The 21,034-nt window shown below is 70.8% G+C and carries 21 protein-coding genes and 1 riboswitch; of the genes, 7 read left to right on the top strand and 14 right to left on the bottom strand.

Going from position 1 to position 21,034, the window contains the following annotated elements; all coding sequences use genetic code 11:
- Window positions 1–47: 47 nt before the first annotated feature.
- Window positions 48–2,069, bottom strand: a complete 2,022-nt coding sequence (locus VNJ48_RS14015) for an acyl-CoA dehydrogenase (RefSeq protein ID WP_325603126.1) — start codon at window positions 2,067–2,069, stop codon at window positions 48–50.
- 24 nt (window positions 2,070–2,093) lie between these two features.
- Between VNJ48_RS14015 and VNJ48_RS14010 the strand changes: the two genes are divergently transcribed.
- Entirely contained in the window at window positions 2,094–2,972 is an 879-nt protein-coding gene (locus VNJ48_RS14010) for a sulfotransferase domain-containing protein (protein WP_325603124.1), read from the top strand.
- Between the two features lie 184 nt (window positions 2,973–3,156).
- Here the strand turns inward: VNJ48_RS14010 and VNJ48_RS14005 are convergent, their stop codons facing one another.
- The 6 genes from VNJ48_RS14005 to VNJ48_RS13980 form a co-directional block, all read right to left on the bottom strand.
- The gene (locus VNJ48_RS14005; RefSeq protein ID WP_325603123.1) at window positions 3,157–4,626 is read right to left on the bottom strand and encodes a C40 family peptidase; all 1,470 of its coding nucleotides are present in this window, start codon (window positions 4,624–4,626) and stop codon (window positions 3,157–3,159) included.
- Window positions 4,627–4,920: 294 nt separating this feature from the next.
- Window positions 4,921–5,976 carry a phosphatase PAP2 family protein gene (locus VNJ48_RS14000; protein ID WP_325603121.1) on the bottom strand — a complete coding sequence of 352 codons (1,056 nt, stop codon included), beginning with the start codon at window positions 5,974–5,976 and terminating at the stop codon, window positions 4,921–4,923.
- A gap of 10 nt (window positions 5,977–5,986) precedes the next feature.
- Window positions 5,987–7,006, bottom strand: coding sequence for an ABC transporter ATP-binding protein (locus tag VNJ48_RS13995; RefSeq protein WP_325603119.1), 1,020 nt, complete (start codon window positions 7,004–7,006; stop codon window positions 5,987–5,989).
- A 1-nt stretch (window position 7,007) separates the two neighbouring features.
- Window positions 7,008–8,642, bottom strand: coding sequence for an iron ABC transporter permease (locus tag VNJ48_RS13990; RefSeq protein WP_325603117.1), 1,635 nt, complete (start codon window positions 8,640–8,642; stop codon window positions 7,008–7,010).
- Window positions 8,643–8,651: 9 nt separating this feature from the next.
- Window positions 8,652–9,737 carry a thiamine ABC transporter substrate-binding protein gene (locus VNJ48_RS13985; protein ID WP_325603115.1) on the bottom strand — a complete coding sequence of 362 codons (1,086 nt, stop codon included), beginning with the start codon at window positions 9,735–9,737 and terminating at the stop codon, window positions 8,652–8,654.
- Window positions 9,730–9,835, bottom strand: a riboswitch (TPP riboswitch). (Overlaps the previous gene by 8 nt.)
- Window positions 9,836–9,976: 141 nt before the next feature.
- Entirely contained in the window at window positions 9,977–10,627 is a 651-nt protein-coding gene (locus VNJ48_RS13980) for a DUF305 domain-containing protein (RefSeq protein ID WP_325603113.1), read from the bottom strand.
- Between the two features lie 165 nt (window positions 10,628–10,792).
- Here VNJ48_RS13980 and VNJ48_RS13975 point away from each other — a divergent pair, with 165 nt between their 5' ends.
- Together VNJ48_RS13975 and VNJ48_RS13970 are read left to right on the top strand one after the other, a co-directional pair.
- Entirely contained in the window at window positions 10,793–12,361 is a 1,569-nt protein-coding gene (locus tag VNJ48_RS13975; RefSeq protein ID WP_325603111.1) for a hypothetical protein, read from the top strand.
- 139 nt (window positions 12,362–12,500) lie between these two features.
- A complete protein-coding gene (locus VNJ48_RS13970) occupies window positions 12,501–12,947 on the top strand; it encodes a GNAT family N-acetyltransferase (RefSeq protein WP_325603109.1) in 447 nt (148 codons plus the stop codon).
- Here the strand turns inward: VNJ48_RS13970 and VNJ48_RS13965 are convergent.
- Entirely contained in the window at window positions 12,935–13,981 is a 1,047-nt protein-coding gene (locus VNJ48_RS13965) for an MBL fold metallo-hydrolase (RefSeq protein WP_325603107.1), read from the bottom strand. The genes VNJ48_RS13970 and VNJ48_RS13965 overlap by 13 nt on opposite strands.
- A gap of 50 nt (window positions 13,982–14,031) precedes the next feature.
- Here VNJ48_RS13965 and VNJ48_RS13960 point away from each other — a divergent pair, with 50 nt between their 5' ends.
- The 4 genes from VNJ48_RS13960 to VNJ48_RS13945 all read left to right on the top strand — a co-directional run bounded on the left by VNJ48_RS13960 (window position 14,032) and on the right by VNJ48_RS13945 (window position 16,031).
- Window positions 14,032–14,376 carry a TraR/DksA family transcriptional regulator gene (locus VNJ48_RS13960; protein WP_325603105.1) on the top strand — a complete coding sequence of 115 codons (345 nt, stop codon included), beginning with the start codon at window positions 14,032–14,034 and terminating at the stop codon, window positions 14,374–14,376.
- Window positions 14,373–15,146, top strand: coding sequence for a type I methionyl aminopeptidase (gene map, locus VNJ48_RS13955; RefSeq protein ID WP_325603103.1), 774 nt, complete (start codon window positions 14,373–14,375; stop codon window positions 15,144–15,146). Before VNJ48_RS13960 ends, map begins: the two co-directional genes overlap by 4 nt.
- Window positions 15,143–15,685, top strand: a complete 543-nt coding sequence (locus VNJ48_RS13950; RefSeq protein WP_325603101.1) for an endonuclease V — start codon at window positions 15,143–15,145, stop codon at window positions 15,683–15,685. Before map ends, VNJ48_RS13950 begins: the two co-directional genes overlap by 4 nt.
- An 82-nt stretch (window positions 15,686–15,767) precedes the next feature.
- Window positions 15,768–16,031, top strand: coding sequence for a hypothetical protein (locus VNJ48_RS13945; RefSeq protein ID WP_325603099.1), 264 nt, complete (start codon window positions 15,768–15,770; stop codon window positions 16,029–16,031).
- Between the two features lie 113 nt (window positions 16,032–16,144).
- Here VNJ48_RS13945 and idi read toward each other — a convergent pair whose 3' ends face one another.
- Genes idi through VNJ48_RS13915 form a run of 6 tightly spaced genes read right to left on the bottom strand, consistent with a single transcriptional unit; the run spans window position 16,145 to window position 21,010 of the window.
- Window positions 16,145–16,726, bottom strand: coding sequence for an isopentenyl-diphosphate Delta-isomerase (gene idi, locus VNJ48_RS13940; RefSeq protein WP_325603097.1), 582 nt, complete (start codon window positions 16,724–16,726; stop codon window positions 16,145–16,147).
- Entirely contained in the window at window positions 16,723–17,757 is a 1,035-nt protein-coding gene (locus VNJ48_RS13935; protein ID WP_325603096.1) for an NAD(P)/FAD-dependent oxidoreductase, read from the bottom strand. Before VNJ48_RS13935 ends, idi begins: the two co-directional genes overlap by 4 nt.
- Window positions 17,750–18,295 (bottom strand): isoprenylcysteine carboxyl methyltransferase family protein, encoded by a 546-nt coding sequence (locus VNJ48_RS13930; RefSeq protein WP_325603094.1) that lies wholly within the window; start codon window positions 18,293–18,295, stop codon window positions 17,750–17,752. Before VNJ48_RS13930 ends, VNJ48_RS13935 begins: the two co-directional genes overlap by 8 nt.
- Entirely contained in the window at window positions 18,292–19,359 is a 1,068-nt protein-coding gene (locus VNJ48_RS13925; RefSeq protein WP_325603092.1) for a type III polyketide synthase, read from the bottom strand. The genes VNJ48_RS13930 and VNJ48_RS13925 overlap by 4 nt, the downstream gene beginning before the upstream one ends.
- 44 nt (window positions 19,360–19,403) lie before the next feature.
- On the bottom strand, window positions 19,404–20,225 hold the full coding sequence (locus VNJ48_RS13920) for a UbiA family prenyltransferase (protein ID WP_325603090.1): 822 nt from the start codon (window positions 20,223–20,225) through the stop codon (window positions 19,404–19,406).
- A gap of 2 nt (window positions 20,226–20,227) precedes the next feature.
- A complete protein-coding gene (locus tag VNJ48_RS13915; protein WP_325603088.1) occupies window positions 20,228–21,010 on the bottom strand; it encodes a glycerophosphodiester phosphodiesterase in 783 nt (260 codons plus the stop codon).
- Between the last annotated feature and the right edge of the window lie 24 nt (window positions 21,011–21,034).

The raw sequence follows: 21,034 nt of genomic DNA, 5'->3' as shown, positions 1-21,034 counted from the left end.
TGGCGCGGGCCAGATCTGTATTGCCGGTCGTGGGGAGTGCAGGACACTCAGCCGAGCAGCTCCTCGCTGCGCAGCATCTCCGGCGGCACCCCGAAGGCATCGACGAAGTCGACGGCCAGCGGCCTGATCTTGCGGCACAGGTCGTTGACCTCGCGACTGATGGCCTTGGAGCGGGCACTGGACAGCCGACCGTGCTCCATGAACCAGGCGCGGTCGGCCTCGATCGTGCTCAGCGCGTGCAGGTCGCACAGGAGGTTCAGCGCGACCTTCTGGTCGCCGTCGGGCAACGCGCGGGTCTTCTCGATGAAGGAGTCCAGCACCATGCGCTCGACGTGGGCCCGCGCCGCTCCGATGACGTGGTCCTGCACGCGCGAGAAGACCTCGCCGGGGTTCATCCCCTGGTCGATGCCGCGCTTGAGCCGGCGGGCCACGCCGCCGAGCATGTGTTCCTCACGGAACCGCAGCATGGCGCGGTGGTAGTTCGAGTCGAGCAGGCCGGCCTCCTGGTCCCACTCGTCACCGCCCGGCAGCACGTCCTTGATCCGCTGGAAGAGCTTGTGCGCGCTGGTCCTCTCGAGCACGGTCTCGACGGCGAGGCCGGCGACGAACTTGACCATCCCGAACTGGTCCATGTCCTCGAACTCGCTCGAGTAGTCGGTCAGGAGGCCCTTGGCGACAAGCTGGAGCAGGACGTGGTTGTCGCCCTCGAAGGTGGTGAAGACGTCGGTGTCGGCCTTCAACGCGGTGAAGCGGTTGGCGCTGAGGTAGCCCGCGCCTCCGCAGGCCTCGCGGCACTCCTGGATCGTCCGGGTCGCGTGCCAGGTGCCGAGGACCTTCGTCCCGGCAGCCCGGGCCTCGAGCCGGCGCCGGGCCTGGTCGTCGTCGGTGAGCCCGCTGAAGACGTCGTGGAGCGCGCCTGCGACGTACTCCTGCGCGAAGTGCAACGCATAGGTGCGGGCGAGCAGCGGGAACAGCCGTCGCTGGTGCATGCCGTAGTCGAGGATCAGCTGCTCCACCTCCGGGTCCGTCGCCTCGAACTGGCGGCGTCGCGCGGCGTACTTCGTCGTGATCGTCAGCGCGACCTTGGACGCGTTGATCCCGGCGCCACCCACGCAGACCCGGCCCTGGACCAGGGTGCCGAGCATGGTGAAGAAGCGGCGGTTGGCATTGTCGATCGAGCTCTCGTAGACACCGTCCGCGGTGACGTCGGCGAACTGGTTGAGGAGGTTGGCCCGCGGCACCCGCACGCCGTCGAACCAGATCCGGCCGTTGTCGACTCCGTTGAGGCCCATCTTGTGGCCGCAGTCCTCGATACGGACGCCCGGCAGGACCTCGCCGTCCTCCCGCAGAGGCACGACGAACGCGTGCACGCCCCGGCCCTCGCCGTCGATCTCGAGCTGGGCGAAGACGGCGGCGACGTCTGCGTGCGCTGCGGCGTTGCCGATGTAGTCCTTGCGACTCGCGTCGTCCGGGGTGGTGATGACGAACTCCTGGGTCGCGGTGTCGTACGTCGCAGTGGTCCCCAGCGCCTGGACGTTGGACCCGTGACCGGTCTCGGTCATGGCGAAGCAGCCCATCAGCCGGCCGGTGATCAGGTCGGCCAGGTAGGCGTCGTGGTGCACCTTCGTGCCGAGCTGGAGGATCGCGCCGCCGAAGAGCCCGAACTGCACGCCGACCTTGACGAGCACGCTGAGGTCGCCGAAGGCGAGCGTCTCGAAGGCCGCGACCGAGGCGCCGATGTCGCCGCCGCCGCCGTACTCGGTCGGAAAGCCCATCCCGGTCTGGCCGGTGCCGGCCATCTCGACGACGACGTCGCGGACGCGGTCACGGAACTCGGCCGTGGTCATCGTCTCCTCGTCGAGCAGGATCTGACGGTGCTCGGCGAGGTTCTTGCGGACGAGGTCGCGCTCATCGGCGTACTTGCCGTCGAGGAGTGTCTTCAGGGCCGGCACGTCGACGACCGGCTGCACGTAGCCGGCTCGGACCTCGGTCGGTTCGGATCGCTGCTCCTCCGTGGGCTGGAGGTCTCCGGCGTCGGTCACGGGGTCGACAGCGTCAGTCGTAGGCATGCCCCACAAGGTAGCCTCGCGCGCGTGAACCGTCCCGAGCCCGAGACCGATCTGGGACGGATGCGCTACAACTTCTCCATCGTCGGGGTGCAGAAGAGCGGCACCTCCACCCTGTCCGGGACGATCAGCCAGCACCGTCTCGTCTGCCGGCCTCCCCGCAAGGAGGCCCACTTCTTCAACGACGAGGGCTACGACTGGGCCCACCCCGACTACGAGCGCGACTACACCGCTCCGCGACGGGCCAAGGTGCACACGATGGTCGGCGACTCGACCCCGGTCTACCTCTTCTGGCCCCACGCGCTCGAGCGCATGCGCGCCTACGACCCGGACCTGCCGCTGATCGCCGTCTTCCGCGACCCCATCGAGCGACTCTTCTCCCATTGGACGATGCTGCGCACCCGGCACCCCGACTGGCCTGACTGGCCGGTCTTCCTGACCGAGTTCCGCCCGACGTCCCTGCCGACCTCCGTGCCCACCGACGTGAAGCCGATGCGCTACAAGCACATGTCCGGCATCGCCCGCGGCTACTACGGCGCGCAGCTCGAGCGCGGGTTCTCGGTCTTCGACCCCGCGCAGTGGCTGCTGCTCGAGTTCCGCGCGATGCTCAGCGACTTCGACGCCTCCGTGGACCGCGCCACCGACCACCTGGGCCTGCCCCGCTTCCGGGAGCACCCTCCCCTGCGCAACCGCTATGCGGGAGCCGAGCTGGTGACCGGGACGGCTCCGACCGGCGCCGACCTGGCGTCCCTGGCTGAGCTGTACGCCGCAGACCTGGCCGTCTTCGACCGGCTCTCGGGGCTCGACACCTCCCAGTGGCCGACGACCCGGATCCTGGCCGGGACCCTCGACCCCGAGGAGCTGGCGGCGAAGCTGGCGGCGAAGGTCGCGCCGCCGTCCGGCTGACAGCCTGACCCCTCGCTCAGCTCTCGGCGGTGACGCGGGTCGCCGCACCAGCGGTGAGTGAGCCACATTCCTCGCGCCGGGAATGTGGCTGTGGCACCGCCGTCAGGGCCTGGCGAACGTGTCGCCGCACCAGCGGTGAGTGAGCCACATTTCTCGCGCCGGGAATGTGGCTGTGGCACCGCCGTCAGGGCCGGGCGAAGAAGTTCGGCGTCGTCCAGGAGTACATCGACTCCTTCACGACCGGGCGACCGGTGCGCGGGGCGTGGATGATCTGACCGTCGCCGACGTAGAGGGCGACGTGGTAGATCGAGGACGACCTCGAGCTGGAGCCCCAGAAGACGAGGTCTCCGGGGACCAGGTCCGCCGCGGTGATCGCCGTGGACCCGGTGTACTGCGCGACCGAGTAGTGGGGCAGGGACTTGCCGCCGGCTGCCCATGCCCCCGCCGTCAGGCCGGAGCAGTCCCAGGCATTCGGGCCGGACGCGCCCCACTTGTAGGGGTCACCGATCTGCGCAGTGGCGAAGGCGATGGCAGCGGCGGCGTCACCGGTCGGCGCGGGCGGCGTCGGCGTCGGGGTCGGCGTCGGCGTCGGGGTCGGCGTCGGCGTGGGCGTCCGCGTCGGCGTGGGGACCGGCGCCTTCGTCGGGGTCGGTGTCGCGGTGGGGGTCGCGGTGGGGGTCGCGGTGGGGGTCGCGGTCGGCGTCACCGTCGGCTTGGGGCTCGGATTCGGAGTCGGGGAGGGCGTCGGGGTCGCCGTCGCCGCGGCCTCCTCGGCGGCCTTCTGGGCCGCTGCCTCGGCGGCAGCCTCTGCGGCGGCTTCCGCGGCAGCCTGCTCGGCGGCTTGCTCAGCGGCGCGCGCTGCAGCCTCAGCAGCCTTCTTCTCCAGCGCGGCCTGGCGTGCCTCTGCAAGGGCGTAGCTGGTGCCCTGGAGCTCGGCCAGCTCCTGGATCAGCTCGGTCCTGGTCCGGGCGACCTCCGCGGCTTGGGCGCCGGCTGATGCCTCCGCTGCGGCTGCACCCTCGCGGGCCTCGGCAGCCTGATCCTCGAGCTCCTCGGCCGCGGCCAGCGCCGCTTCGGCTCGCTCGTCGGCCACGGTCGTCAGCGTGGCGGCGGCGCTGAAGGCGTCGTACTTGCTGTCGAGGATCTCCTCGGTCGCCTGCAACGTCGCGGAGGTGTCCAGGACGGACTCGATGCCGTCGGCCTCGACGACGGCCGCAAAGCCCTGCAGCTCCGAGCTGAGCTGGTAGCTGTCGAGCAGCGAGGCGGCGTACACCCCACGGCTCGACTCCAGGTCCTCTTCGGCGGTGACTGCTGCCTCGGTGGCTGCGGCCGCGGCCTTGCGGGCCTGGTCGGCCGCCCATCGTGCACCGTTGTACGCCTCGGCAGCCTGGGCTGCGGACACGGCGGACGAGCGCACGCGCTCGTTGGCGACGGCCAGCTCGGCGCGTACGGCGGACACGTCCCTGGCAGCCTCGTCTGCGGCCGCCCCCGCCGCAGCAACGTCCTGCTGGGACGGGACTCCCTCGTCCGCGGAGGCGACCGTGACCGTCCCGACCGCCCCAAGCGCCCCGCCGACGAGGGTCAGGCTCAACGTCGCCGCCAGGATCCAGTGGACCGACGATCGACGTGGCGCAGACGCAGACAGGGCTTGCACGGTGGTTCCCCTTGACAGTAGATGGCCACCGGTGACTTCCCTTTCACCGGTGACACTCGAGGCACGCTAGTGCTCAGGAGCCCCAAAGGGAACAACTTTCCCAAAAATTACACGGGGCCACGGCGTGTCGACTTGCGAACTACAAGAATGTAATTCCCGGAACACGCCTGTAGGACTCGCCAGCGGTCAGTGAGCCAGCTTTCGGCGCGTCGGAAAAGTTGACTCACGCACCGCCCGCGCGGAGCGGGATCGAGGTCCTCGCCGTACGCCGCTGGATGCCGAGGCGCCGTCGAGCTAGACGCGCTCGTCGACCTCGACGGGCACCTTGGACGTGGTCGACGTCGGGTGCGAGGCCAGGCCGCCACGGTCGAACTTCTGGCCGCTGGCCAGACCGCCGAGCCAGAACGAGACGAGGGCGATGGCGACACCGGCGATGTCGTCGGCGATGTAGTGCCAGCCGAAGTAGAGGGTGGCGATGACGGTGATGACGAAGTTGATCCAGAAGACCCAGTGCAGGATCCGGCTGCGCAGGGTGTACTGCACCATCAGGGCGACCAGCAGGGTGATCGCGACGTGCAGGCTGGCGAAGCCGGCGACGGACTGCACAGCACCCACGGTGCCGTCCACGATGACGCCCTGGCGCGCGTAGTAGAGCGTGTCCATCAACGAGCCGGAGCCCGTGTCGGCGAGGTCGCGGTACAGGTGCTGGTACTGGAAGCCCGGGCCGAGCGTCGGCAGGGCGTAGTAGGACGCAGTGCCCAGCGTCCACGCCAGGCACTGGGACGTGGCGAACCAGTAGCCGAAGGTGATGTTGCGCGACCAGACGAGCCATGCGGCGAGCGCGAGGGGGACGAGCGGGAGGAACCACAGGTAGATCGAGGACAGCACGTGGGCACTCACGCCGGTGCCGAAGATGGTGTGGAGCACGGTGGCCGGCTCGTTGCCGAAGAACAGCACCCGGTCCATCAGGTGGAGCTCGCGGTCGTACTTCTCCGGACCCATGATGAAGGGGAGGAAGGACTTGAGGTTCCGGTAGCTCACGTAGGTGACGTAGAAGCACACCAGGCCCGAGACCACGAGGATCAGTCGCTCGCGGGTCCAGTGCGTGCGCACCCGCTCCCGCACGATGCCCGGGATCAGCTTGGGGTTCATCCGCGAGGCCCACAGGGATCGGGGCAGCATGTCGAGCATGAAGGCTCCGGCCACCAGCAGCGGCAGCCGCAGCCACGACGGGCCGAGGAAGCCCTCCGGGTCGACCAGCTTCCGGTCCAGGGTGATCGCAGCAACGAGCGCCAGCAAGCCCATGAGGGTGGCGACCCCGATGAGGAGGGCGTAGGCGGGGCGATACACGGCCGTCAGTCTAGGCAGTCGTTCGTGACTGCTCGGATTTGCCGACGCGGGCGATCCGGGCCGGATCGACGCTGAGCCGGACCGTCTGGCCCGGACCCCAGTGGCTGTCCCGAGCAGCGACGGCGTCGATGAGGCCAACATCACGTACGTCGACGACGAGCCGCAGCACCTCGGGGGTGGCCCTCGCCGACTCGACCGTGCCGATGAGCGGACCGTGCTCGTCGGCCACGAGGGCGGAGCGGCGTAGGGCGAGACTCGGGGGGCTCACGGGGCGCTCGCATCCGGACCGGACCGCCGCCAGCACCGTCGCCGCCGGGGACCCGGACAGCACCCGGGCGTAGCCGAGGAACAGCGCAGTCTCCTCGTCAACCGGAGCCGACCACACGGCATCGATCGCGCCCGACTGGACGACCCGGCCCGCCCGCATGACCGCGAGCTGGTCGGCGACCTGGAAGGCCTCGTCGTGGTCGTGGGTGACCATCAGCGCCGTGGTCCCGGCCGCGTGCAGGATCTTGCGCAGGTCGACCGCCAGCCGCTCGCGAAGACCCGCGTCGAGCGCGGAGAGCGGTTCGTCGAGGAGCAGCAGCCTCGGCTCCACGGCCAGGGCCCGCGCCAGAGCGACCCGCTGGCGCTCGCCGCCGCTCAGCGTCGCTGGCAGGCGGTCGGCGTACCCCTCGAGGCCGACGAGCGACAGGAGGTCGTCGACACGCTGAGGGCTGGGTCGACGGCGCAGGCGCAGGGCGTAGCCGACGTTACGGGCGACCGTCATGTGCGCGAAGAGCTGGCCGTCCTGGAACATCAGCGCGAAGCCCCGCTTGTGGGTGGGCAACCGATCGACGACGCGGCCGTCGAAGGAGATGCTGCCGGAGGTGAGCGGCTCCAGGCCGGCCACGGCACGCAGCAACGTGGACTTGCCGCACCCCGAGGGGCCGAGCACCGCGAGGATGGATCCCTCCGGCATCTCGAGGGACACGTCGTCGACGGCCACGACACCGTCGTAGGCCACTGAGACGTCCGTGAGTGCCAACACCTCAGAAGGCTCCCACGCTCGGCACGCGCAGCCGCTCGACCGCGAGCATCACGATCGCCGTCGTCCCGGCCAGCACGACCGAGGCGGCGAGAGCCATCCCGAAGTTGAGCTCGCCCGGGTGGCCGATGAGCCGGAAGATCACGATCGGCACGGTCGGGTTGTCGTCCCGGGCCAGGAACGACGTGGCACCGAACTCGCCCAGCGACGCGGCGAAGGCAAAGCCGCTGGCCGCCAGCAGCGGCTTCCACACGACCGGCAGGTCGACCGTCAGCAGCGCCCGCCACGGAGACGCTCCGAGCGAGGCCGCCGCCTGGCGCTGGCGGTCGTCGATCCCGGCGAGGACAGGGACGAGCGTGCGTACGACGAGGGGCAGCGCCACGAGCGCCTGCGCGATCGGCACGAGCAGGGCCGAGTCGCGCAGGTCGACGGGTGGGCGGTCGAGGGTGATCAGGAAGCCGAAGCCCAGGGTCACGGCGCTCACGCCCAGCGGCAGCATGAAGAAGCCGTCGAGCAGGCCACGCACCCGCCGCTCGGGCCGCGACTGGGAGCGACGCGTGACCAGCACGGCCACGGCCAGTCCCATGATCAGAGCCATCCAGGTCGCATCGACGGCGGTCCGCACCGACGTGAGCAGCGCTTCGGTCACCGGCACCAGCAGCGCGTCGTTGCTGCCGACACCGGAGAGTGCCCGGTAGTTGCCCAGCGACCAGCCCGCCTCGGTGCGGAACGAGCCCAGCACCAGCGTCACGATCGGGGCCGCGACGAGCCCCAGCACCAACGCCGTGGCGACCAGAGCGGGCCCGTCACCGCGACGGATCCGCCGCGGACGGGACGAGGAACGATCGGCCGTCGGGTCCGGGACGGCCCGCAGCCTCGCCGCGAGCCCGAGCAGGGCGACCACGACGACCAGCTGGAGCACGGACAGGGCGGCAGCGGCCTGGAGATCGAACAAGGTGGTCGTCAGCAGATAGATCTCGGTCTCGACCGTCGCGTAGCGCACGCCGCCGAGCGTCAGCACGATGCCGAACGCGGTGGCGCAGAAGAGGAAGACGATGCTGGCCGCCGAGACGATGGCCGGGCGCAGGGCCGGCAGGGTCACCGTCCACCACACCTGCGACGGGGAGGCGCCCAGCGCCGCCGCCGCCTCGGCGGGCCTGACGTCGAGGGACTCCCAGGCTGCGCCGACCGCGCGGATCACGACCGCGAGGTTGAAGAAGACCAGTCCGGCGACGATGGCCACCGGTGTGCCGTCGAGCCCGAGGAAGCCCAGAGGTCCGGCCTCGCCGAGGAGCAACCTGAACGCGACCCCGACCACCACGGTCGGCAGCACGAACGGCACCAGCAACGCCGCCCGGATGATCTTGCGACCCGGCAGCGCCAGGCGATGCAGCACGAAGGCCGCCGGGAGCCCGAGCAGGACGGAGATCACCGTGGCGGCCCCCGCGCTCCAGACCGTGAACCAGGCGACGCGGACGACCCGGGGCCGGGTCAGCACCTGGAGGACACCGCCGGGATCGAAGGCTCCGTCGGCCCAGAACCCCCGCGCGACCATGCCACTGACCGGCAGCACGAAGAACACGCCGACCACGAGGACCGGGCCTGCGGCGAGCAGCGCGAGCGTCAGCCACCGCCTCACCGGACGGCCCTACCTGGTGACAACGTCCGTCCACTCGGTCAGCCACTGCTCGCGGTTGGCAGCGATGTCCGCCGGCGACACCGTCAACGGCGCGCTCGGTTGGACGGCGTGCACGGCCCAGTCCGCGGGCACCTCGGCCTCGTCGCTGACGGGGAAGACGTACATCGCCGTCGGCAGGGCGGCCTGCACCTCGGTGCTCAGCAACCAGTCGATGACCGCCTCGGCACCGGCCGGGTTGGCTGCCCCCTCGAGCACCCCGGCATATTCGACCTGCCGGAAGCAGGTGTCGAGCAGCGCGGCCGTGGAGGACTCGGCGCTGCCCTTGGGCACGGTGAACGCCGGGGACGAGTCGTAGGAGAGAACAATCGGGCGGACGCCCTTGCCGCCGCCCTGGGTGAAGTCGCCGAAGTAGGCGTCCTCCCAGCCGTCGACGACCTTGGCGCCGTTGTCGAGCAGGCTCGTCCAGTAGTCGGGCCAGTCGTCGCCGTACTCCGCGACCGTGCTCAGGAAGAACGCCATCCCGGGCGAGCTCGTGGAGGCCCCGGGGGTGACGAAGAGGTTCTGGTAGGTCGGGTCGACGAGGTCGGCCAACGTCTCGGGCGGGGCGATGCCCTCCTTCTCGAACCACTCCGTGTCGACGTTGACGCACACGTGGCCCACGTCGATCGGGGTCAGCTTGTCGGCGCCCTCCTCGAGCGCGAACTCCGCCGCGCCGTCGGGCAGGGAAGGCTCGTAGGTCGCGAACACACCCTCGTCGAGCGGACGCGACGCGAAGGTGTTGTCGACCCCGAAGGCCAGGTCTCCGGTGGGGTTGCCCTTGGTCAGCGACAGCTTGGCCGTGAGTGTCCCCGCGTCACCCGCCGACCGGGTCACGAGGTCGATCCCGCTCTCGCGCTCGAAGGCGGTGACCAGCTTCTTGGGCAGGTTGAACGACTCGTGGCTGACCAGCACGACCTTCCCGCCGACCTCCTGCGAGCCGGCGGCGGCCTCAGGGCTCGACTCGGTGGCGCTGGAGCCCGACTCGCCCATGGTGCTGCAGGCGGTGGCCAGAAGGGTGAGGGACGCGATCGAGATCGTTCGTAGGCAACGCAACATGCGTGTGACTCCCTATCGCCGGTGCTAACCGGATCAGGTTCGGAGGGTCTGCGGACGAACCGCACTCTCAGCACTGGTGTGCTCCCCTGTCTTGTGGGATCAGCGTACGCCGCAGCGCCGATGACGCGGCAGGGTGGGCCTCGCCGGGGCGCCGGGACCGGGCGTCCGGCGCTGGCGAGCTCAGGAAGCTCAGGAGAGGTCCGGGCCCTCGTGCTGTGTCGCCCTCGTGCTGTGTGCCCTCACAGAGCGCCCAGCAGGTCCTGCATGCGAGCGATCTCGGTGTTCTGGGTGACCGACACGTCGGCTGCTACCTCGAGGACGGTGCGGTCCGTGCCCTCCTCGGCAGCCCGTCCGGCCATCGCGATGGCCCCCGCGTGGTGCTGGATCATCCGGCGCAGGAACAACCCGTCGAACTGCTTTCCGCGCGCGTGGGCGAGCGTCTGCATCTGCGCGGGAGTCAGCATGCCCTCCATCCCGTCGTGGCCGTGCGCCGAGTGGTCGAAGCTGTCCGGATGGTCGGCTGCCACGGGCACGTCCAGGCCGCGCTCCTCGAGCCAGGCGGCCATGAACAGGATCTCCGGTCCCTGCGCGGCCTTCACCCGGTCGGCGAGGCGGCGGACGGCGGGTGTCCTGGCATGCTTCTCCGCGAGCTCGGCCATCGAGACCGCTTGGGCGTGGTGCGGGATCATCATCTGCATGAAGGCGATGTCGGAGTGGTTCTCGGGCTCCTCCTCCGCCACCTCGGCGGGACCAGTCGTCGCCGGCTCGCCGGGGAGGCCCGGCTGCAGGGTGACGACCTCGCCGGGGGTGGTCGCAGTCTCGCCGGGACGCGCCTCCTGCTTCGCTGCCTGATCGGGCGGTTCGTCGGCGGAGCAGGCGGACAGCGCCATGGTCGCGACCGCCCCTGCGACGGCGCTGGCGAGCAGCCGAGCAGCCGCGGGGGCCGAGCTGGGACGGCGACGTGGACAAAGACTCTTTACTCGAAGCACAGGGCACGGTACGAAGGGATCCTCACCGTCCGCAAGGGGCGGCGTTCTCCGGGAGGTTGCTCAGCCATGAAGTTCACACGGCGTCGTACCACGGCGCTCACCCACCGCTCACGTCACAGGTCGCGCGCCACCGCCGCGGCCGTGGCGCTGGGCGCCAGCCTCCTCGTCGCCGGCCCCGTGGCCGCGTCCGACGGGGAGCACGAGCAGGGCCAGCAGAGCGGCGCCTCCAACGGCGCCGACGACTGCACTGCCGAGGAGCGAGCCGAGCTGCGCGAGGCGGGCGACAACTTCGTCCTGGCCTGTCAGCCCGGCCTCGACCTGACGGACATGGGGCCCAACTCGACGAGTCTCGCGAAGGACGAGATCGCCAGCAGCAACAACATGCGTCTGCGGCACAACACACCGAAGCAGGGGGCGTTCGACAACCTGGCCGCGTTGAACAGCGATCTGGCCTTCCAGGGCCAGTACGCCTACGCGGGCAACTACAACGGTTTCATGGTCTACGACATCAGTGAGCCGACCACCCCGGTGGCGGTCACCCAGGTCGTGTGCCCGGGCGCTCAGGGCGACATGTCGGTGTGGAACGACATCCTGGTGTTCAGCGTCGACTCCAGCCGCAGCGACGCGTCGTGCAACAGCACCGCGCAGAGCGCCGCCAACAAGAGCTCGTGGGAGGGTCTTCGGATCTTCGACATCAGCAACCCGGCAGCACCGGAGTACGTCGCAGCAGTGGAGACCAACTGCGGCTCGCACACCAACACCCTCGCCCCGAGCCAGGACGGCAAGGACCTCTTCGTCTACGTCTCGTCCTACTTCCCGAGCGCGTCCTTCCCCGACTGCCAGCCGCCCCACGACAAGATCAGCGTGGTGAAGATCCCGATCGACAACATGGCCGCCGCGGCTGTGGAGAGCACTCCCGTGCTGTTCCCGGACGGGGGCAACCCGACCGGCAACTACTCCCGTGAGACCAGTGGCTGCCACGACATCACGGCCTACCCGGAGAAGAACCTCGCGGCCGGCGCATGCATGGGTGACGGCATCCTGCTCGACATCACCGACCGGGCCAACCCGGTGGTGACCGAGCGGGTCCAGGACCGCGAGAACTTCGCGTTCTGGCACTCGGCCACGTTCAACGACACCGGCACCAAGGTCGTCTTCACCGACGAGCTGGGCGGCGGCGGCGGCGCGACGTGCAACCCCGACATCGGCCCGAACCGCGGCGCCAACGGCATCTACGACATCGTCGCCGGCGACTTGGAGTTCCAGAGCTACTACAAGATCCCGCGGACCCAGTCCAACACCGAGAACTGCGTCGCGCACAACGGCTCGCTGATCCCGGTGCCCGGTCGCGACATCATGGTCCAGGCCTGGTACCAGGGTGGGGTCTCGGTCTTCGACTTCACCGACTCCAAGAACCCTGTCGAGATCGGCTGGTGGGACCGCGGCCCGATCGACGAGACCAAGCCGGTCATCGGCGGCTCGTGGTCGGCGTACTACTACAACGGCTACATCTACTCCAACGAGATCCAGCGCGGCTTCGACGTGCTGGAGATCCGCGACCCGCGGACCGCGAAGGCCAAGGGCCTACGCATGGACGTCTTCAACCCGCAGTCCCAGCCCTCCTACACCCGGTAGGCAGGAGCAGCAGGTCCGTTGACGCGGGCACCCCGACGCCATGGCGGCGACGGGGTGCCCGCGTTCTCGTGTGTGCGGATGAGGGGAGCGCGACCCGAGCTCGGCGACCCGGCGGCGGGTCGGGCGATAGGTTGCCGACATGACCGTGCGCGTGCTGGGCTTCGACGACCTCGACAGCCGCACGGCCTACGCACTGTGGCGCCTGCGGCAGCAGGTGTTCGTGGTCGAGCAGCAGTCGCCGTACCCCGATCTCGACGGGCGCGACCTCGAACCCGCCACCCGTCACGTCCTGGCGACCGACGGCTCCGCCGACGACCAGGAGCTCGTCGGCTGCCTGCGGGTGCTGGACGACGGGACGTGCGCCCGGATCGGCCGTGTCGTGGTCGCCCCGGCCGCCCGGGGCCGCGGGCTCGCGCGCGAGCTCATGGACGCCGCGATGGCCGAGATCGGCGGTCGCGAGATCCGGCTGGACGCGCAGACGGGGCTCAGCGACTGGTATGCCCGCTATAGCTTCGAGGTCAGCGGGCCGGAGTTCGTCGAGGACGGTGTCGCACACCTGCCGATGCGCAGGGCTCAGGCCGAGTAGAGCACCACGCCGTCGACGTCTCCTCGGGTCAGCGTGCCCCGCGCGACGAGCAGCTCGAGGTGGGCGCGGGTCTCGAGTGTGGCGAGCGCGGCGTTGAAGACATCGAGGTCCTTCAACGTGTGCTCGTGCCGGGTCCACGGGAGGGCGTCGGCGACGTCGTACGCCGTCAGCGACTGGTCGCCGAAGGCGGCCACGCACAGGCCGAGCCGGGTGTCGTGGTGCGCCAGCAGTTCGTCGACGCGCACGTGCACGGACGGCGCGACCGGACCGTGGGCGGGCAGCAGCATGAGGTCGGGCAGCCCGCGCACCTTGGCGAGCGAGGCCATGAAGTCCCCGAGGGGTTGGTCGGCCAGCGCGGGCTCGAAGCCGATCGAGGGAGTGATGGTCGGCAGGACGTGGTCGCCGGCGAAGAGCAGCCCGCCCGGTCGGTCGGCGAAGACGTAGTGCCCCTGCGTGTGGCCCGGCGTGTGGACGGCGTCGATGGTGCGCTGTCCCACCGTCAGCGCGATGTCGCCGTCGAGCCACTCGTCGGGGTAGTCCCACAGCGACAGGTCAGGGGTGTGGTTGCGGGTGAAGTCTCCCCACTGGCGCGCGATGTCGGCCGCGCCCGCGGCGGCGAACATCGCGACGTGGGGGTCCTGACCACTGAGCTCGCCGGCGTGGATGAGATCCAGCGTCGCCTTGTCGCCGATGCCCAGCGAGACGTGCGAGCCGAACTCGCGGCGGATCGTCACCGCCTGCGTGTAGTGGTCGCGGTGCACGTGCGTGACCAGGAAGCGCTGGATGTCGCGGACGTCGAACCCGATGCCGCGCAGCGACGTCTCCAGCAAGGTGCGCGCCACCTCGATGGCCCAGCCGCCGTCGATGAGGGTGAGCCCGTCGTCCGCCTCCACGGCATAGACGTTGACCGCCTGCAACCCGTCCATCGGCAGCGGGAGCGGGATCCGGTGCACCCCCGGCGCAACCGGCCAGGCACCGGGCTCGGTCCAGTGGGTGCCCGAGTCCGGAGAGATCGCCTGCGCGGTGGAGGTCACCCCGCGGAGCCTAGGTCCCCGTCGTCGGTGGCGGGTGGCAGTGTGAGGGGATGGACGACGTACGCGCGCTGCTGGACGACGAGCGTGCGCGGGTCGTCACCCGGCTGGCTGCGCTGACGGCTGACCACGACTCCGTGGTCGCTGCGTCCCTCGACACCAACGCCGATGACGAGCACGACCCCGAGGGTGCCACGATCGCCTTCGAGCGCTCGCAGATCGGGGCGCTGGTGCGTCAGGCTCGCGCGCACCTCGCCGAGATCGACGACGCGGTCGGTCGCCTCGAGGCAGGGACGTACGGCACCTGCGAGGTGTGCCGTTGCGCCATACCGGAAGCACGGCTCGAGGCCCGGCCCACGGCTCGGCGCTGCGTCGACTGCGCGAGGATGTCCCCATGATCGAGGTGCTGAGCCCGAGCCGTTGGCCACAGGCGCGAGAGGCGGGAGCGCTGGTCGGCCACATCCTGGCGACCCTGAAGGCGCGCAGCACGGTCGGCACCAACCTCCTGGACATCGACCGGTGGGCGCAGACGATGATCGTGGAGGCCGGTGCCCTCTCCTGCTACGTCGGCTACGCGCCGAGCTTCGGGCGCGGGCCCTTCGCTCACCACATCTGCACGTCGGTCAACGACGCGGTGCTGCACGGCCTGCCGCACGACTACGCCCTGGCGGACGGTGACCTGCTCTCCCTCGACCTCGCGGTGTCGCTCGGAGGGGTCGTCTCCGACTCAGCCGTCAGCTTCGTCGTGGGCACCTCCGGGTCGGCGGAGGACCTCGCGATGATCGAGGTCACGGAGCGCGCGCGGGCCGCCGGGATCGCCGCTGCTCGTCCCGGCGCCCGCATCGGCGACCTGTCCCACGCCATCGGATCGGTGCTCACCGAGTCGGGCTATTCCATCAACCTGGAGTTCGGCGGCCACGGGGTCGGCTCGACGATGCACCAGGACCCCCACATCTCGAACTCGGGACGGCCCGGTCGCGGGTTCGCGTTGCGGCCCGGTCTGCTGCTGGCGCTCGAGCCCTGGGTGATGGCCGACACGGACGAGCTCGTCACCGACGCCGACGGGTGGACGCTGCGGAGTGCCACCGGCTGCCGGACCGCCCACAGCGAGCACACCGTCCTGATCACGGAGGACGGCGCGGAGATCATGACCGTGCAACCGACGTGAGTCCCGCCGTCGGAGCAGTCGACGTGCAGTACGACGACGGCGGCGGAGCGAGGGCAGCGCTGGTCGTCGGTGACGAGCTCACTCTCTCGACTCATGTGTCCGAGCACGTCGTCGACATCTCCAACACGGCGCCGTACGAGCCGGGGGCCCTCTTCAGACGCGAGCTCCCCTGCATCGCGGCGGTGCTGGAGGTCGGCCTACCGCTGCAGCTCCTGGTGGTCGACGGCTATGCCACCCTCGATCCCGACGGCAGGCCCGGTCTCGGCGCCCACGCAGCAGAGGCCTTCGGGCTGCCCGTCATCGGTGTGGCGAAGACACCCTTCCGCAGCGCCACCCATGCCGCCGAGGTCGTCCGCGGCGGGTCCACCCGACCGCTCTACGTGACGACGGCCGGCGGCCTCGACCTGGCCGAGGCCGCACAGATCGTGTCTGCGATGGTCGGACCCCATCGCATCCCTGCTGCCCTGTCCAGGGTGGACCGCCTCGCCCGCGGCCGCGAACAGCCGATCCCCGATGGGCAGGGCCGGACACAGCGGTAGTTCACTGCCACCAGGTGGCAGCAAAGCACCGCTGTCTTCCATCGCCCCCTACGCTTCGGCTCGTGCTGATGACGGAACCGGAATGCTGAAGACCAAGGTGGCGGTGCCGTGGGCTGTCCTCGTTGTCGCGACGATCGTGCTGCTCGGCCTCGGCCTGTTCATGGGGACCAAGCTTCCATGGGGCGAGAAGTCAGCCCGGACGGTCGAGGGCACAGCCTTCCTGGAAGACCCCGAGACCGGGCTCGCCAGCGTGGAGTGGGGTGACTCCGACATGGCTGCCTTGACGCGTCGAGCATCTGGTGGTTCACCGATTCGAGCAGCGGGACCGGACAAGTCCCCTGCCTGAAGGAGGACCGCGAAGCTCCGGTCGAGGCGGGCGTGATGTGGATCCGCCATCCCGGGGGCGGGGCTCACCAAGAGGTCGTCTGGATCCGCTGCGTCTGACGCCTGCTCCCGATCTCAGGGGGCGCTGAGCCTGCGCGCCGCAGGCGGCAGGTCCTCCTCGGAGGCGGCGGGCGCGGACAACGGGTCGGCGGGCAGCAGCTCGACCTGCTCACGGCACCACGAGGAGATGGGCCGGCTGCCGTCGAGCACCCCCCGGCGGAACTCCGCCCACGGCTCCCAGCGGATCGCCTCCACCTCGCTCGGATCGAGCCGGACCTCGTCCGACGTCGTCGCCACGAAGACCGGGCACATCTCGTTCTCCACCGTCCCGTCCTGCACGGCGCGATAGCGGAAGCGGGGCAGCAGCAGTCGTAGGTCGTCGAGCCGCAGCCCGAGCTCCTCGTGCACGCGTCGGCGTACGGCCGCAGGCAAGGGCTCCCCCGGCGCGGGGTGACCACAGCAGGCGTTGGTCCACACCCCGGGGAAGGTCGCCTTGTCCAGTGCCCGCCGGGTCACGAGGACGGACCCTTGCTCGTCGAAGATGTAGCAGGAGAAGGCGAGGTGGAGGGGCGTGTCGCCGTGGTGCACCCCGCGCTTGTCCGCCGTGCCGACGGCCCGGCCCTGCTCGTCGAGCAGGACCACCGACTCGGCGGTCACGCCGGCACCTCGATCGGTCGGGCGAGCTGGTTGACCGCTGCGGAGAAGACCCAGGGGGCGCGTGCCGCGGTCGCGACGAGTCGCCTGCGCACGGGTTGACGGGCGGTGGCCATCAGCAGCGCGTGGGTCAACAGCTCGTGGCGGCGGCCGATCCGCCGGGCCTTTTCCTCGTAGCGCGCGGGGGTCTCGGCGACCACGCACCCGACGGCGGCCCGGGCCTGGGCCAGACCGATCGCGATGCCCTCGCCGGTCAGGGCGTCGACGTAGCCCGCCGCGTCCCCGACCAGCAGCACCCGGCCGACCACCCGCCGGCGTGCGCGCTGTCGGAGCGGTCCGGCGCCCATCACCTTGGACCGGGGACCCGTGAGCCGCTCGCGCAGCACCGGGAAGCCCTCGAGCGCGTCCTCGAAGCTCGTGCCCGCGTCGGTCAGCAGCGCGACGCCGATCAGGTCACCCGCAACCGGCGTGACGTAGGCCTCGGCCCCGGAGGACCAGTGCACCTCCACGAACGGCGTCCACGGAGCCTGCTCCACGTGGCAGCGGAGTCCGAAGCGTCGCCGGCGACCCGCGGCGACCTCGAGCCCCAGCAGCCGCCGCACCGGCGAGTGCAGTCCGTCGGCGGCGACGAGGTAGCGCGTGGCCTCGCCGTCGACGAGCAGGTGGTCGCCCTCGTCCCGCACCGACCTCACGGCGCGGTCGTCGATCTTCACGCCCGTATCAGCGAGCGGCTCGGACAGCGCCGCGTGCAAGGTCGTACGCCGCACGCCGCGCCCAGGCCCGACCCGGAACGCTGCTTCCGCGCGGGCCCCGGACCCGTCGAGGTAGCGGATGCCGTCGAGGCGGTGCCCTGCCGGGTGCACGGACAACGCATCGAGCTCGGCCAGGGCGCCGGGCATGAGTCCCTCACCGCAGGCCTTGTCGATGGGACCCTGCCGGGGCTCACGCACCGAGACGTCGAGTCCGGCGCGGGCGGCGTGCAGCGCGGCGGCGAGCCCGACCGGACCGCCGCCGGCGACGATGAGGTCACGCACCCGAGACCCCGGACTCCACAGGGGGCAGGGTCGCGAGGGCTGCGTCCTCGGCGCGAATGCGCACCGTGAGCAGGCCTGCGTTGACGACCGTGAAGACCAGTGCCGTGATCCAGGAGGCATGGACGAGGGGCAGCGCCACGCCCTCGACGACGACGGCGACGTAGTTGGGGTGACGGAGGAAGCGGTAGGGCCCAGAATCCACGGGCGGCAGCCCCGGGACCACGATCACGCGGGTGTTCCAGCGCCGACCCAGGGTGCCGATGCACCACCACCGCAGGGCCTGCGACGCGATGACCAGCCCCAACATCGACCAGGCGAGGGCGGACGGCACGTCGGGTCGGCGTACCCATGCCTCCACGAGAGCGCCCACCAGCAGACCGGTGTGCAGGACGACCATGAAGGGGTAGTGCCCGAAGCCGGTCTCGACGCCACCGCGCTCCAGGCTCCAGGCAGCGTTGCGCTTGGAGACGACGAGCTCGGCGAGGCGCTCGACGCCGACGAGCGCGACCAGGATGGTGAAGGCGACAAGGGTGGTCACGACTGGGCTCCCGTTGAGGCCCGCAGCAGCACGAGCTCGGAGCAGAACCCCGGCCCCATCGCCAGCAGCACTCCGTAGGTGCCCGGCGTCGGGGGCCGGTCGCGCAGGGTGTCCTCGAGGACGTGCAGGACCGAGGCGGAGGAGAGGTTGCCGACCCGCGCCAGGGACTCCCAGGTGAGGGCCAGGTCGTCGGGCGACACCTCCAGGGCTGTCTGGAGCGCCTCGATCACCTTGGGCCCGCCCGGGTGGCAGACCCACCACCCGATGTCGTCGCGGGTGAGGTCGTGCTCGGCGAGGAAGCCGTCGACGTCCTCGCGCAGGTAGCGCTCGACCAGCGCCGGCACCTGCGCGTCGAGGACGATCCGGAGGCCGTTGCCGCTGACGTCGAACCCCATCGTCCGCTCGCTGTCGGGGTAGAGCCTGCTCCGCGACGCGAGGACCTCGACCGGCCCGGTGCTGCGTGCTGAGCCGACGGCGACGACGGCGGCGGCTCCGTCACCGAAGAGCCCGCTCGCGACGAGGTTGGGGACGGACACGTCGTCGCGCTGCAGGGTGAGCGAGCACAGCTCGACAGCGATCAGCGCCGCCGTCTCGTCGGGGTGGCCGAGCAGGTAGTCATGGACGCGGGCGATGCCGGCAGCACCGGCCACGCACCCGAGGCCGACGAGCGGCATCCGTTTCACGTCGGGCCGCAGGCCGACGACGGCCGCGATCCGCGAGTCCAGTGACGGGACCGCCAGCCCGGTGACCGTGGCCGTCACCACCAGGTCGACGTCGGAGGGCGTCAGGTCGGCGGCCTTGAGCGCATCGACCAGGGCGCGCGCGCCGAGCTCGACGGCATGCTCGATGAAGAGGTCGTTGCTGTGCCCGAAGTCGCGCAGCTCGGCATAGTCCGCCAACGGCAGCACCGTGTGCCGGCGATCGACACCGGCGTTGGCATGGAAGCGGCGGAGCAGGGCCTGGTCGAGGCTGCCGTGGGCGATCACACCCGTGAACGCCTCGGTGATCTCCGCCTGCGAGTGGGAGTGCGGCGGCAGGGCACCGCGGACGGACGTGATCCTCATGGCAACTTCCTGGTGGACGTGCAGGGACGACGGGATCGGATTGGTCATCGCGCACTCACCAGCATGGCCGCGTCGACCAAGGCGATCCCGATCGCCGCCAGGAACGGGGCGCGGCCCGACGCGGTGACCACGACGGCAGCCAGCGCAGCAACGAGGAGGGCCGCAGGCAGGGCGACCGCCACCGGCGGCGAGCCACCAAGCAGCACCACTGCCGTCGCCGCCACCAGCACGGCAGTCGCCACGGGAGCTATCCAGCGTCGGCCCAGCCGGTGCGGGAGCCCGCGGACGCCGGTGGCGGCGTCGTCGTCGAGGTCGGGGAGCACGTTGAGGAGGTGCGCGCCGACACCGAGCAGCGCACCTCCGACCGGCCACCACCACGGCGGGAAGGCGTCGCCGGCCAGCGCGACGAAGGCCGTCAGGGCGCCGAAGGCGACGGCGTACGGCAGCCACGACCACACCGTCGACTTGAGCCCGAGGTTGTAGCTCCAGGCCGCCGCGACGCAGGCCAGGTGCACCAGTCCGGCGACCAGGCCGCACGCGAGCGAGAGCACGACACACAGCAGTACGGCGACGCCGCACGCCGCCCGGACGACGCCGACCGGCACGGTGCCGGCGACCAGGGGCTTGTCGCGGCGATCGTTGTGATGGTCGCGGGAGAGATCGACGAGGTCGTTGCTCCAGCCGACGGACAGCTGCCCTGCCAGCACGCTGGCCACGACGAGCGCGGACCGGCCGGGGTCGAGCTCTTGTGCCGCTGCCAGCAGGGCCGCGAGCACGGTCACGGCGAGGGCGGGGCCGATGTGAGCGGCGGCCACCAGCCCGACCACGGCCGAGGACGAGGCGCGAGTGTCGACGTCTCCCGTCATGTTCACCCCGCCGAGTCCGCCCAGGTGGCGTACTCGCGCACGGACGGGGTGACGATGCCGTCGACGCCGAGCCTGGACAGGACGCCCCACTGCGCGGGCGAGTCGGCGTAGCCGCCGACCACGATCACGCCCTTGCGGTGCAACCGCTTGACGCGCGACTTCGTCAAGCTGGCCGCGGGCACGTTGTAGCCCTGGACCTTCCCGAGCGAGGCACGCACCTTCTGCCAGCCGCTGACGATCAGCTGCGTGTCGAGCCTGGGTGCCAGCCGACGGACGCGCTCGAGCACGGTGAGGCGCAGCGACGAGACCGCCACCTGCTCGAAGACGTCGGACTTCTTGAGCAGGGTCACCACGGCGCGGACCTGCTCGATCGACCAGTTGCTCCCCTTGAGCTCGATCATCAGGGAGGCGTCGTTCTCCGCGGCCCACGTGAGCGACTCGACGGCGGTGAGGACCGGCTGCTTCGTCGTGTTCTCGCGGCACTTCCTGACCAGGTCGCGCAGGGTCCAGGAGCCGATGGGTCCGGCGCAGTTGGTGGTCCGCCCGACACCGCTGTCGTGCAGCACCACGAGCTTGTCGTCCTTGGTCCGACGCCAGTCGGTCTCGATGGCGGTGGCGCCGTCAGCGAGCGCACGCCCGAAGGCAGGCAGGGTGTTCTCGCCCAGCGTCCTGGTGGGCGCGCCGCGGTGGGCGGTCACGCTGAAGTCGGGCTCGGCCAGGGCCGGCGCGGCGGTCAGGCTCACGCTCAGGACGAGCGCAGCGGGGACGAGGAGGCGTACGAACACGCAGGCATCATGCCTCAGCGTCCA

Origin of the sequence: Nocardioides sp. (genome assembly GCF_035576065.1) — a bacterium.
Taxonomy (GTDB): Bacteria; Actinomycetota; Actinomycetes; order Propionibacteriales; family Nocardioidaceae; genus Nocardioides.
This window is presented reverse-complemented; position numbering and strand designations above follow the sequence as displayed.

Excerpts from the sequence above, each read along its gene's own strand:
- VNJ48_RS14015 (WP_325603126.1), bottom strand. The coding sequence starts at position 2,069 with ATGCCTACGACTGACGCTGTCGACCCCGTGACCGACGCCGGAGACCTC.
- VNJ48_RS13985 (WP_325603115.1), bottom strand. The coding sequence starts at position 9,737 with ATGTTGCGTTGCCTACGAACGATCTCGATCGCGTCCCTCACCCTTCTG.
- VNJ48_RS13980 (WP_325603113.1), bottom strand. The coding sequence starts at position 10,627 with ATGGCGCTGTCCGCCTGCTCCGCCGACGAACCGCCCGATCAGGCAGCG.
- VNJ48_RS13975 (WP_325603111.1), top strand. The coding sequence starts at position 10,793 with ATGAAGTTCACACGGCGTCGTACCACGGCGCTCACCCACCGCTCACGT.
- VNJ48_RS13970 (WP_325603109.1), top strand. The coding sequence starts at position 12,501 with ATGACCGTGCGCGTGCTGGGCTTCGACGACCTCGACAGCCGCACGGCC.
- VNJ48_RS13960 (WP_325603105.1), top strand. The coding sequence starts at position 14,032 with ATGGACGACGTACGCGCGCTGCTGGACGACGAGCGTGCGCGGGTCGTC.
- map (WP_325603103.1), top strand. The coding sequence starts at position 14,373 with ATGATCGAGGTGCTGAGCCCGAGCCGTTGGCCACAGGCGCGAGAGGCG.
- VNJ48_RS13945 (WP_325603099.1), top strand. The coding sequence starts at position 15,768 with ATGCTGAAGACCAAGGTGGCGGTGCCGTGGGCTGTCCTCGTTGTCGCG.
- VNJ48_RS13925 (WP_325603092.1), bottom strand. The coding sequence starts at position 19,359 with ATGAGGATCACGTCCGTCCGCGGTGCCCTGCCGCCGCACTCCCACTCG.
- VNJ48_RS13920 (WP_325603090.1), bottom strand. The coding sequence starts at position 20,225 with ATGACGGGAGACGTCGACACTCGCGCCTCGTCCTCGGCCGTGGTCGGG.